The organism is Helcococcus ovis (genome assembly GCF_004524775.2).
In the GTDB taxonomy this organism is placed as follows: Bacteria; Bacillota; Clostridia; order Tissierellales; family Peptoniphilaceae; genus Helcococcus; species Helcococcus ovis.
Window position 1 is genome coordinate 563120 of sequence record NZ_CP119081.1, and the last position, 14501, is coordinate 577620.

Here is a 14501-nt window from a genome sequence, read left to right on the forward strand (position 1 = left end):
GGAGTTTGTTATGAATAATAAAAATTACATAAATAAAGAATTAATAATTAATTGCAGTAAAAGATTAATGGCAGGAGCATTAGCTTTTTCGTTAACATTTACAAATTTGCCCGGAATAGCAGTGAAATCAGCTTTTGCATCAAATGAAACTAGTAAGTTAACTGTAACCAAAGGTATTGCAGAGGATTTTATAATTAGTAAACCAGAGGTAAATGCTAAAACAGTTACATTTAGTGTAGAAGATAAAAAAGGTGAATCAATTTTTAATAAATATTGGAAAAATATAAAGGATTTAAAAATAGATGATAGAAGTTATAAAGTAAATACTGATCAATCCTATGATTCAAAAGGATTTATACTATTTAATAATGAGATTACAGTTACTGTCCCAAATTTTTATGAGATATTTTCTAAAAATACTAAACATAAAATAGAATTTTATTTTAATGATGGTTCAATTGCAAAATATGAAGAAGATGGATATGTAAAAAATGATGATGTAATTAATTATCAAAATATTCAATATGATGTTGCAAATGAGTATTTAATAAAAAAAGTTTTTAAGACACAAAATTATGAAAATAAAGAATTAGTTTCTATAAATATAGATAATATTTCATCAAAAGATACTAAATTTAGAGAATCAGTAAAAAAATTTATATTTAATGGAAATGATTTAACCCAAAAATTAAAAGATAATAATGTGTTTTTAACAAGTATGTCTTATGATTTATATACTCACGATTCAGAAGTTATAAAATTATTTAAAGAAAAAAATGAAGTTGAAATAGAATTTAATGATGGAAGTAAGTCTGTATTTCCAAATGATGGAAATGTTATAAAATCTGATATTATCAAAAATAATGCACAAAATACATTGTTAGATAAAAAAACAAAGAAAAATAAGGGAACTCCAATTAAGGACTTAAAAAATTTGTCAAATGGGGAATATACTATCGGATTTAATGCACTTTATGCAGATGGGAGAAAGGGTTCCTCCATGTTAGAGGGATTCTTTGACAAAAATATAAAATTAGTAGTAAAAGATGGTAAATATACAATAACTATGTTAAATACATTGTTTGCATATTCATTAATAGATTTTGGAATTGAAAATAAAAATAATTGGAGTTCTGCTATAAAAAAAGATTATGGCAACACAAATAGTGCCGGACAATATGATAGAGCAACATTTTCTATGGATATTGATGACTTAACAAAGGAACATATGGCAGGTGTACTTGTAGGGTATATGGGCGGTTTACCAAGCCAAAAAAGTAATTTTGACAAATATACTAAAGTTAAAATAAAATTTGCTAATGAAGTGTACAAGGGCTGGGATGATTTTGCAGTTATTGAAGAAGAAAAGATTGCTAGAGCAAAAAGTGATGAGATTTTGCAAAAGAAACTTATAGCAAATGGAGTTGATAAAAATAAAGATGGTAAGGTTACTCCTGAAGAACTAATGGATTTTGAAGGTGATATAAATATAGGTTCCATAGAAATAAACGGAGCAATTGATAAAGGTGCAATTTATGATATATCTTTATTAAAAAATATGGGACCAAAGGTTAAATCATTCAAATCAGACAGTAATAAATTCGGTGAATTACCAAAAGATTTATTTGCAAAAGCTGTTAATATACAAGAAGTAATATTATCAGGTAATAATATTACTAATATTCCGAAAGAATTATTTAAGAATAATTCAAAAATTACTAAGTTATATTTAAGCTCAAATAAGTTGGGGCAATTACCGGAAGGAGTATTTGATAGTTTAACGGAATTAAAGGATTTAAGTTTAGACAATACATGGTTATCAAGTATTCCGGAATCATTATTTTCGAAAATGAAAAAACTTGAAATACTTGGATTACAAGATAACAAGTTAAAAAATTTACCTGATAAGCTTTTTGAACAAAATAAAAATATTAATATATTAACTTTAGGAAATAATGAATTAAAAACTATACCAAAAAGTATAGGAAATCTTGAAAAATTAAATAATTTATCTCTACCAAATAATAATTTAGAAATAATTCCAAAAGAAGTTGGAAACTTAAAATTGTTAAAAGAATTTAATGCAAGCAATAATAATTTAAGTGAATTACCAGAACAACTATGGGCTAATTTAGCTAAAAATAATGCCATAGTTAGATTAGATGGCAATAAATTCAGCAAGTTACCTGATCAAGTTATAAAGAAATCAGGACAACTACAAACATTAGATATAGCATTTAATTATCTAAGTAAAACTATAAAATATGATGAGGATTCACAAAAGAAATTGGGAATACATCCAAGCAGTGTTTTAGGATATTATCCTCAAAGAACATCTTCAAATTTAATTTTGGAAGCTAAAGATGGGGTTGTTACTTCAAAATACGAAAATGATAAGATGACAATTTTAAATTTATTACATTGGAAATATGATGGAAGTTCATATTATGGTGGTAAAGAAGTTATACAAGGATATGATGAATATATTAAATTTATGGATGAATTATCATCAAAAGGTAAAAGTGTAATAAATCGATTAGAGGGTAAAAATTGGGAAATCACAACAAAATTAGAAAGATTTAGAAATGGAAATGTTAAAGAAATCATTAGCAGTACAACAAAAAATGAAAATGATATAACAAATAAATTTAATGATCCTGATATGAAAAAGGGAGATAGGTATAAAGTAACTAAAACTATATATGAGTATAATTCATCAACAGGAAATAATAAAGTAACAGAAATATCTCAATTTGTTGATGCAAATGTTTCTAAAGAATTTAGTAATGTAGAGTCTGAAATTTATGAAGTACCTGTATTTTTAAAAAATGCAAGTAGTGAAGAGGCATCTATGGGTAATGCTGCATTAAATTCGCTTGCAAGAGTAATTAAGAGTAAAAAGGGAATTAATATTATTATTAGTTTGAAGAGCTTATATTTAAAAAGCTTTGATAAAACAGGACATGTTACAAAATTAGGATATTATCCAAGTTTGGAAGATATGAAAGCTGATAAGAATCTTAAGGATACAGATGTATTTTCAACATATGAAGAAAATGGAATAAAATATCCTAAGGAAATTATAATTCCATTGAAGGATATGAAAACTAAATTTGTTGGTTTAAAAATATGGGTTGATGCAATGGATGATATTGCAAAATTATCAGGAAAGAAAGAAGGACCACAACCTGCAGTTTTAGTAATTGATTGGGCTAAATCCAAATTTATTTCTAAGGGAAATGATTTTAATATAAATTCAAGTTCAAGAAATAATGTAAAAAATTATAATCTTTATAACGAAGAATATAAAATTCCAAAATTATCATCACTGAAAGATTTATACAAATTAAGAGATGGTAAGTATTTAGTAGATATAAAATTAATAAAAATCAATAGAAAAGAAGACTCCATGGCAAATGGTGCAATATTGCCTACAGCAATATTAGAAAAAAATGGAGGAGATATTTATATTACACTTGAATTTAAAGGGATGAAAATAGGTAAGAAGGTTGGATATTTGGGAAAATTAAGTTATTATGATAATTTCACATATGATGAAAACTTGAAACCTGTAGGAAGATTATTAAATGGAGAAGTTTTAGAATACCAATCAGATGGGAAATCTCCAAAAATTGTTAGAATTCCTTTAGTGAAATCTGCATTGAATGATAAATCAGGATTCATACCTCTTCATGTATTTGTAGATGTTATGGAAAAAATAGGACTTGTTTCAGGTAGAAAAGGAATGGGTGAGCAAGATGTACTATTGAAATTGAATTTAAATACTGTGAGAAATTTCGATAAAAATAATAGATTAAAATCTCCAAATACTGGCGATAGTTTTAATGTCAATAATCATACATTTTTAATAATAGCAAGTGGAATCACATTTATATTCATTGCTATTAGAAGAAGAAAAGATATTATATAAAACCTTAATTAAAAAATAAAAAGTAAGCTTTAAGCTATTTTGTGATTATGCTAATCTTAAAATTATGATTTAATAAATAATTTTTTGGTAAGTTTGATTCAAAATAGCTTTTTTTATCAAAATTTTATATTTGCAGTTTATACTTTTTTGGGGGATTTCATTAGATAATATTCAGATTTATATTTAATATTAACTAAAATAGTTTAATTATTCTCAAAATTAGTGTACAATTTAAACTAGATATTTTAAAAATAGAAAGGTTAATTATGGAAATATTTGATTTATATGATATTAATAGAAGAAAAACAAAAAGAACCATGATTAGGGGGAAAAAGACTCCAAAAAATTTCTATAGAACGATTATTCATGTATGTATTTTCAATTCTAAAAATGAAATGTTAATTCAACAAAGACAAAAAACAAAACGTGGTTGGGCAAATTTATGGGATTTTAGTGTTAGTGGAAGTGTTAAAAAAGGAGAAACATCCCAAATAGCTGCAAGAAGAGAAGTAAATGAAGAATTAGGCATTGATCTTGATTTTAGAGGAGTTAGACCTGATTTTACAATTAATTTTAAACAAGGATTTGACGATTTTTACACATTTATGGAAGAAATAGATATAAAAGATGTTGTTATTCAAGAAGAAGAAGTTCAGGACTGCAAGTGGGCAACAAAAGAGGAAATTTATAAACTAATTGATGAAAATAAATTTATTCCCTATACAAAATCATTAATTGAAATGCTTTATTTTACTAAAGAAAAACGAGGCATTCACACAAATAGTAAAGCGTTTGATAATGGTAAAAAGGTTAGAAATTTTAATAGAAATAATAATTCTCATTATTATTCTAAGAATAAATTTTAATAGAAATAATAATACCTTTTCTACGAAAAACAAATGGAGAATTAAAACACAAATAATAAAAATAACATTAAAGGAGAAATTACAATTTGTATTATTCATTGCGATAATCATAGCATTATACTTATTATTTAAATAGGAAGGATATATGTCAAAAAGAGAATCTGTATATATAATCCACAAGCAGATAAAAAATGGTATGAAAGTAATAAAGAACATAAACAATATTTAAATTATCGAAGTATATCAAGAAGTTTTATAAGAAATAAAGCAACTTTAGAAGATTTGGAAGAATTAGAAAATTTAATAGAACAAAGAAAAAAAGAGTTGGATTGATATTGTAAAAGCCGTGAAAATTATTCGTGGCTTTTATTTTTGCAAAAAAAAAGGAGATAGATTTTCTCTATCCCCGTGTTCATACACTCTTTATACATTTTCGACTAAAACAGTCTTTAAACAAATTATGTCCTAAATAAAACATATTTTTGAATAATCATTTTAAATGTCCTGTTATTTCCTTTAATGTCCTCTTATGTCTATGAATATTTTTAAGTGGTGCCGGTAGAGGGAGTCGAACCCCCACGCCCGTGAAGGCACCAGATTTTGAGTCTGACGTGTCTGCCAATTCCACCATACCGGCTTACTTATATATATTAACATTTTCATAAAATATTTTCAAGTTAAAATTTATTACATTTGACTGTATAACTTTTGGTGTTACCATTTAATATATACTGTCAAAATGTAATTGTATATGTCTAGCTTATAGGTAGTAGTTTATATCTATATTTTTTCAAAGTAGCCCCTTCTTTTTTCCACTTACTTATTTTGATGGGGCTATTTTTATCTATATTTTTACAGAGTAGCCCCTTCTTTTTTATACTTACTTATTTTGCTAGGGCTACACTTGCTTCATTTCTACTAAATCTGACCCCTCCTTTTTTCCACTTACTTATTTTGCTAGGGCTATTTTTATCTATATTTTTTCAAAGTAGCCCCAGCTTTTTTCCATTTTAATATTATGCAGGGGCAATTTGAAAATTTTCTTCCTAAATTTAGCCCCAGCTTTTTTCCATTTTAATATTATGCAGGGGAAATTTCAAATATTTTTACACTTAATTATGTTAATGTCAACATAAAAATGTACAAATTTGATTATATAATTTAAGTTTATCAAACGTATATGACAAGAAAGAAATTTTTCAAAAGGCATAATTGTAATTTTCAAACTATTGAAGCTTTTTTTTGTGTAATTAAAATTTTTCATCACACAGCAAAATTTATTTAGTGCTATTTGTGCATGCATTTGATATACTTTAATATATAAATAATTAATACATAATGAAAATATTCTAGGAGGAAATTTGGAAAAAATATTATTGATTGATGGATCTAGTTTGATTTTTAGAGCATTTTATGCGATAAGAAATTTATCAACAAGGGAAGGTATACCGACCGGAGCAGTTTATGGATTTATAAATATGTATAATGCTGCGATTGAAAAAATAAATCCTGATTATGTTTTGGTTGCATTTGATAAATCAGGTCCAACATTTAGGACATTGGAATATGCAGAATATAAGGGAAATAGGCAAAAAACTCCTGATGAATTATTGACACAATTTGGAATAGTAAAAGATTTATTAGATTCATATAATATTAAACATATTGCAATGGATGAATATGAAGCTGATGATATTATTGGTACAGTGTCTAAATTATCAAATAAAAAAAATATTCAATCATATATGCTTACTGGGGATAGAGATTATTTCCAATTGGTAGATGAAATGTCTAATGTCTTATATACAAAAAAAGGTATTTCACTTTTAGAGATATATGATGTAGAAAAAGTAAAAGAAAAATATGAATTAAGTCCTGAAAAATTAGTTGAAGTTAAGGGGTTGATGGGAGATGCATCAGATAATATACCCGGTATTCCCGGAGTCGGTGAAAAGACAGCGATTAAATTAGTTAAAGAGTATGGGAATCTTGAAGCAATTTATGAGAATCTAGATAAAATTTCCGGTAAGGTATTATCACAAAAATTGGTTGAAAATAGAGAGATGGCATTTTTATCAAGAAAATTAGGTAAAATATTTACAAGTGTTCCACTAAATTTTGATATTGAAAATTTAAGAGTTAAAGAACCGAATAGAGATGAACTTTATGAAAAATATAAACTATTAGAATTTAATACATTAACAACACAGTTTGCACCTAAGGGCAATGAAAGGTTTAATTTTGATTATAAAATTATTGGAATTAATAGAATTGGCGATGTATATGCACATGTGTTAAAAAATAAAAAGTTTATTTTTGAATTTATAGTAGATGGTGACTATTTATTTGAAAATGCTAAATATATTGGAATTAAAGATGATAAAAATAAAATATTAGTTGTAGATTTAGAAAAAGATAAGGATTTATTTGTCTCAAAATTTAAGGAAATTTTTGAAAATCAGGAAATACAAAAAATTGGATTTGATTTAAAAAAACAATATGTTCAATTAAATAAATTAGGAATAGAATTGAGTGACAACTATATTGATTTGATGTTAGTTAGCTATTTGATTAATCCAAAAGGCGATTATTCTATAAAAGATATTGCATTTTCTGAATTAGAGGCAGATATTAAATCACTTGATGAATATTTAGGAAGTGGTAAGTCCAGAAAAACTATAAATGATTTGGAAATTATTTATGTTGAAGAATACTTATCGAATAATTTATTTATTATAGAAAAGACTTTTAATAAACTAATTGAGAAGTTGGAAAATTTAGAAATGGAGCATTTGCTTTATGACATTGAGCTACCACTGGTAAAAGTTCTTGGAGATATGGAAATATTTGGTGTTAAAGTTGAAAGAAAAGAAATTGATAAGCTAGATATTGAAATTTCAGCAAGAATAGAAGATATAACAAAAAAAATATTTGATTTAGCTGATGGAGAATTTAATTTGAATTCACCAAAACAGTTGGGAGAAGTCCTATTTGACAAGTTGAAATTACCTGTAATTAAAAAGACAAAGACTGGATATTCTACAAATGTAGATGTTTTATATAAATTGAGAAGTGAACATGAAATTATTCCACTGATTGAAGAATATAGACAACTTTCAAAATTGAAGAGCACATATATTGATGGATTGATTCCGGTGATTAAGGAAGATGGAAGAATTCATTCTAAATTTAACCAAACTGTTGCGGTAACAGGAAGACTTAGTTCAACAGAACCGAATTTACAAAATATTCCTATAAAAACAGAAGAAGGAAGAATGATTAGAAAGGCATTTGTTGCAGGTGAAAATAAAAAGCTTGTTTCAGCCGACTATTCTCAAATAGAACTCAGAGTATTGGCTTCATTGTCAAAAGATGAAACAATGATAGATGCATTTAAGCATAATATAGATATTCATACTAAGACTGCATCAGAGGTTTTTGGAGTAGCGATTGATGAGGTTACAAAGTTACAAAGGTCAAATGCCAAAGCTGTCAATTTTGGAATAGTTTATGGAATTTCTGACTATAGTTTATCTCAAGATTTAGACATACCTAGAAAAGAAGCAAAGTCATATATTGATGGATATTTAAGAACATATCCCAATATAGCCAAATATATGGATAAAATAATAGAACAAGCTAAAGAACAGGGATATGTAGATACATTATTTCATAGAATAAGATATATTCCTGAATTAAAAAGTTCTAATTTTAATGTTAGAAGTTTTGGAGAGAGAATAGCATTAAATACTCCAATTCAAGGAACAGCGGCAGATATTATAAAGATTGCGATGGTTAATGTTTATAATAGAATTAAATCTGAAAAGTTGAAATCAAAATTGATATTACAAATTCACGATGAACTTATTATTGAAACATCTAATGATGAAATTGATATAATAGAGAATATTTTAAAAGAAGAAATGGAAAGAGCTGTAAAATTGGAAGTTGATATTTCAGTTGATGTTGAGATTGGAAATAATTGGTATGAAGTCTAAAATTATTGGAATAACGGGTTCAATAGCAACCGGAAAATCTAAGGTATCTAATATATTGAAAAGTAAGGGATATACAGTTTTTGATTTAGATAAAACTGCTCATGAATTAATGAAAAAGGGTGAAAAAAATTATATTAATATTTTGAATTATTTTGGGAGTGAAATATTAGATGAGAATAATGAAATTGATAGATGTAAGTTGGGAAAAATTGTTTTTGAAGATAATGAAAAATTAAAGGAATTAAATAATTTGACTCATCCAAATATTTTTCATACAATATTAGAGAATATTAATTTATTTAAAGAAAAATTAATTTTTATTGATAATCCTTTACTTATTGAATTAATTAAAAATGGAAATTTTTATATAAATTATGATGAAATTTGGTTGATTTATGTTCCGAAAAACATTCAGATTGAAAGATTGAAGTCAAGAAACAAATTGAATGACGAGGAAGCATTTAAAAAAATTAATTCACAAATAAGCATTGATGAAAAAATAAAATATGCAGATTTTATTATTGATAATTCTAAAGATGAAAAATTTTTACTTAAACAAATTAATGAAAGATTGGAAAATTTATGAAAGTACTAAAAAGACTAATAATAATACTTATTATTTTGGCATTGATTATATTTTCTGGTATATACTTTTATGTATATTTAATGATAAATGATAATCATGTGCCGTATATAAAATATATAGAAAAATATTCTGAACAATATAAAATTGATAAAAAGCTTGTAACTGCTGTGGTAAAAGTGGAAAGTTCTTTTAATGAAAAAGCACATTCTCATGCAAATGCTAAAGGCTTGATGCAGTTATTACCTGAAACAGGTGAATGGATTGCAAATAGATTGGGTGAAGGTTTTAAGGAAGAAAATTTATTAAATCCTGAATTAAATATAAAATATGGAACATATTATTTGAAATATTTATTTGATCTATTTAAAAATGTAGACTATGCTATCATGGCATACAATGGGGGACCAAGTAATGTTCAAAAGTGGATAGATGCCGGTATTTTAAATGGAAATGATAAAAATTATGATAAAATACCGATAGCAGAAACAAAACATTATATATATAAAGTAAAAAAACAGTATAATTTAAATAAAAAAATATATGATGTTTATTATAAAAATAATACAGAATCAAAATTTAAAAAAGCGTTTAAAATTTTGATTTCGTTAGGTTAAGATAATAAAATGTATTAAATAATTTTTAATATATTTTTATATTAAAAAAGAAAAATATTGATTTTTTATATTTAATATGATATATATACTTATAAGTATACAATATATATTACATTTATTATGAAAGGAAAGTTAATATGAAGTCAGTAAAAAAATATTTATTTTAGTTATGTCGATTATTTTTTTTAGTACATCAGTGTATGCTAGTGGAAGAATTATAGATAATAGTAATATTCAGCCATATGGTGTTATTATACAAGAATTCTATAATCATAAAGAAAAAATATACTTATATGGTTCACATACAATTAGTAATAGAATATGGCGTAGAATATATGTATCTGATGGAAAACATAAGGAAGGATATTATCAAGGATATATTTTCTTAAAAACAATACAAGATGGAATAGCTTACTTTGAAGGTACATTAGATTACGCTGGGAATTCAGCTTTAAGAATATAGGTTATTATAAATAAGAATTAAATTTTCCCATAAAGTTTTATTATTAAATTTGACTTTATGGGAAATTTTTTTATAAAAAAATAACATGAAATAGAGGTTGTAATGATATCTTTTGAAATAAAAAAAATATATAAAAGTAAGTTATTTTTAATATTAATATTATTATCTATTTTAGTTTCTGCATATAATCTATATATTACTAAAGTTACAAATATATCTATTAGAAATGAAAAATCATTAAATGGTAGTTTGTTTTTAGGATTAAATCACAAAAGTGAAATAATAAAAAATTTGAATGATGATGATAAAAATAAAATTGTCAAAGAATATTCAGAATATACAATTAATTTTGAATATCCATGGGATGATAGTAAGATAAATGATGAAAAATATGCTAATGATATGACTAGGGCATATTATAAAAATTTTCTATTTAATGATTTCTTATTAAAAAAATATAATATTAGTTTAAACCTTGAACAAAAGAAAATTTGGGATTGGGAAATGTTTGAAAGTAACTACATGATTAATACAAATACACCTGTTAGTACACAATTAATGTCTAATATTTCTTCAAATCCAATTAGAACTTTAATTTATAATGATAATATTACGTTTGGGGTATCCATAGTAGTTTTTCTAACATTTATTTTTTCAGGGATAATTTCTGATGAAAAACTATCAAATACAATTAATTTAGCAAAAACTCAACCTATTTCAAAGTTTAAAATTATTTTATCAAAATGGATAAGTATTATAATTTATGGTATAACTTTTATATTTTTAACAATTATATTTACAGCTATTATATTTAAGCTAAATGGTTATAATTGGCACAATGGTCACTTAGAAATATATAGAATATTTTCTGATAAAAATATTGATTACACAATAGCTTATATATTATTAATAAAAATTATTTTATCTAGCATAATTATGATAACATTTTTTGCAGGACTTATAATTTTGCTTAGCACCATATTTAAGAATAAGTATTTACCGGCAATATTAATATCATTTGGATTAATAATTAGTACAATTATTACAAATAAATTTGATTTGTTAAGAAATGTTTATAATCCTTTTTATTTATTAAACTTTAAGAATATATTAAATGGATTTATAAGTATAGATGTTGAATTAAATGTAATAAATTCTTTTCGTGTTAAACCAATAGGATTTAATATTTATTTGATATATTTATCTTTAAGTTTTATTTTAGTTCTATTGTCAGTGTATTTATTAAATCGAAATTTTTTATATTATAGCTTTAAATGTAATAAAAAAATTAAGTCAATTTTTAATTTTGAATATTTTAAGATTATAAGAGACAAAACATTTTTATTTATGTTTTCAGGCGTTTTAGCTATTTTAATAATACTTTTTATCAATGTGTACATTAAAGATATTAAATCAGAAAGTGTATTAAAATCATCAGATCTTACTCCTTTAATGACTTATTATAAGATATCAGAAACAGAACAATTAGAAAATGAAATCACAAATTTTAGTATGATGAAAGAAGATTATATTAAATTACATGGAAAGAAGGCTTTTGAAGAAGAATTTAATAGATTAGAAAAGAAATTATTAGAAAGGGAAAAAAGAATAGAAAAATATAGAATAGAATCTGAATATTATGATAAAAAAGATGGAAAGAATTTTTATAAATTAAGAATTGATCAAATAAATGATATATTACAAAATGACAAGATAATAACAACCGTAAAATTAAAAAATTTTTTATATTCTCCATCATCATACAATGAAACTTTATCTTTATATAAATATTTATCTGAAAAAAATATAGAACCTAAAGTTTTAGCTTGGCCAATTTTTTCTTCAGAGTATGAAGAAAGAGAAATATCAAATGAAATAGAAGACTTTGATAATATATTTGATCACTCTGCATCCTATATACATAGAAAATTATTCAAAACTTATCCTTTGGATTTATTTATTTTAGCCATTGTAAGTTTCATGGTTATAGGTGGATACACATTTGACAAAGAAAATGGAAGACAAATTGATTTAATAAACACACAACCATTAAATAAAAGAAAAATATATTTATTTAAATTATTTTCTACATTTTTGATTGCAATAATATTAACTATTTTAATGTTTTTATTTATTAGTTTTTTAGGATTTATTACAAAAGGTATAGGAGATTTAAATTTTCCTATAGTTCAATATGATAGACTATTAAATATTTCATCAATAAGCTTAAATTCTAAAAATTATTTTTCATTTATTCCTATATGGGTATACAACTTGAAAATATTTATTTTGTTAATTTTACAATTATACATGATAATTTCTATTTCGAACTTTATTTCGATGTTTACAAAACGTAGATTAACTTTAATTTTTACAACTTTAATTATACTAGCCTCCGGATTATTAATAAATTTTAAATTACCAAATTATTTAAAAATTTATTCACCGTTTAGCTACATGAGTGCCAGATATATAGCTAATGGAGCAATAAAAATTAAACTTAATTCGCAAGATGCAAATATTTTATTAATGTTTATTGTTATTTTAATTTTTACAACAGTTATTAATATTATGGGAATGATTTTATCTAATAAAATAGAACAGTAGATATAGAAATTGATATTAGATATTTTAAGAAATTTGTGAACTTATTTTATTTTCAATATGATAATATCATTAGTATGATATAATAAAAATAATTGATAAAATTAGTTAAAGGGAGATAACAAATGGTATTTAAAAATACATTTAAACATGGATTTCATATTCAGGGTAAAAAAGAATTAAGTCGAGGTGATAAGTACATAGAAATACCTGCACCGTACATAGTGAAGATTCCTCTTTTGCAACATATTGGTACACCAAGCGAGCCGGTAGTTAAAGTGGGAGATTATGTAAAAGTCGGTCAATTGATTGCGAAAAAGGTGGGAACAATTTCGGCAAATATACATTCAAGTGTATCAGGTAAAGTTTCCAAAATTGAGTATTCAACTGCGACAAGAGGAAATCATGTGAAGTGTATTTTTATTGAAAATGATTATAAAAATGAGTTAGGATACGAATTAATGAATAGAGATTATACTAGGTTGTCTTCAGAAGAAATTATTAAGATTGTTGAAGATGCAGGTATTACAGGATTAGGAGGAGCCAGTTTCCCTACTCATATAAAATTAAATCCACCTACTTCCGTTCAAGATGTAATTATAAATAGTGCAGAGTGTGAGCCGTATTTAACCTCAGATGATGTGAATATGAGGAATTTTGCAAAAGATATAGTTATTGGATTAAAAATTGAAATGCATGCATTAAATGCACAAAATGGACATATTTTAATTGAGGATGATAAGCCCGAAGCAATCAAGGCTATAAAAGAAGCTGTTAAAGATGAAAGTAATATTAGAGTTGTAGTTGCTAAAGCTAAGTATCCTCAAGGAGATGAAAAGAGAGTTATAGATGTTACTCTTGGAAAAGTAGTGCCTTTTGGAAAGCATCCATTTGATGTTGGTGTAATAGTTTCAAATGCTACAACAGCATTATCTATTAAGAAAGCCGTAATTAACAATATTCCACTTTATGAAAGAATTGTTACATTTTCAGGTGAATCCATGAAGCGAAAGGCTAATGCTCTTGTAAAATTTGGTACACCAATTTCAAAAGCTTTAGAATTTTTAGGAGGGGTAGATAAAAATATTTCAAGAATAGTTATAGGTGGTCCAATGATGGGATTATCTAAGGATGATATGGAAATTCCATTGGAAAAACCAACCAATGGAATATTAGCACTTTCTAAAAAAGAAACATATTATTCTGAGCAAGAACCATGTATTAAGTGTTCTTCATGTGTTGAAGTTTGTCCGGTAGGATTGCAACCATTTCTTTTAGCAGAATTAATCAGAAATAGGGATATAAGAGGGGCAATAGATAATAATATTATGAGTTGCATTGAATGTGGATTATGTTCATATATTTGTCCATCACATATTCCTCTTGTTGAAATTTTCAAAGAAGGAAAGCGTATGGTAAGAGAATTAAGGGATTAGGGA

8 protein-coding genes and 1 tRNA gene are annotated in these 14501 nt (G+C 25.0%); 8 read left to right on the forward strand and 1 reads right to left on the reverse strand.

The genetic code is table 11. The features are described from left to right. Positions 1-10 precede the first annotated feature (10 nt). Both EQF90_RS02625 and EQF90_RS02630 read left to right on the forward strand, forming a co-directional pair. On the forward strand, positions 11-3931 hold the full coding sequence (locus tag EQF90_RS02625; protein ID WP_134711953.1) for an NEAT domain-containing protein: 3921 nt from the start codon (positions 11-13) through the stop codon (positions 3929-3931). Positions 3932-4197: 266 nt separating this feature from the next. Further along, positions 4198-4797, forward strand: coding sequence for an NUDIX hydrolase (locus EQF90_RS02630; RefSeq protein ID WP_134711952.1), 600 nt, complete (start codon positions 4198-4200; stop codon positions 4795-4797). Between the two features lie 550 nt (positions 4798-5347). Here EQF90_RS02630 and EQF90_RS02635 read toward each other — a convergent pair. Further along, positions 5348-5434, reverse strand: a tRNA-Leu gene (locus EQF90_RS02635). 724 nt (positions 5435-6158) lie between these two features. Here EQF90_RS02635 and polA point away from each other — a divergent pair. From polA to rsxC, 6 genes are all read left to right on the forward strand, one after another. Beyond that, positions 6159-8795 (forward strand): DNA polymerase I, encoded by a 2637-nt coding sequence (gene polA / locus EQF90_RS02640; protein ID WP_134711951.1) that lies wholly within the window; start codon positions 6159-6161, stop codon positions 8793-8795. After that, positions 8761-9381, forward strand: coding sequence for a dephospho-CoA kinase (gene coaE, locus EQF90_RS02645; protein ID WP_330167161.1), 621 nt, complete (start codon positions 8761-8763; stop codon positions 9379-9381). The genes polA and coaE overlap by 35 nt, the downstream gene beginning before the upstream one ends. Then, complete coding sequence (locus EQF90_RS02650) at positions 9378-9995, forward strand: lytic transglycosylase domain-containing protein (RefSeq protein ID WP_134711950.1); 618 nt, start codon at positions 9378-9380, stop codon at positions 9993-9995. The genes coaE and EQF90_RS02650 overlap by 4 nt, the downstream gene beginning before the upstream one ends. Positions 9996-10164: 169 nt before the next feature. Then, complete coding sequence (locus EQF90_RS02655; RefSeq protein ID WP_134711949.1) at positions 10165-10458, forward strand: hypothetical protein; 294 nt, start codon at positions 10165-10167, stop codon at positions 10456-10458. A 102-nt stretch (positions 10459-10560) separates the two neighbouring features. Further along, positions 10561-13065, forward strand: a complete 2505-nt coding sequence (locus EQF90_RS02660) for an ABC transporter permease subunit (protein ID WP_134711948.1) — start codon at positions 10561-10563, stop codon at positions 13063-13065. A 122-nt stretch (positions 13066-13187) separates the two neighbouring features. Next, the gene (gene rsxC / locus EQF90_RS02665; RefSeq protein WP_134711947.1) at positions 13188-14498 is read left to right on the forward strand and encodes an electron transport complex subunit RsxC; all 1311 of its coding nucleotides are present in this window, start codon (positions 13188-13190) and stop codon (positions 14496-14498) included. Positions 14499-14501: the final 3 nt, after the last annotated feature.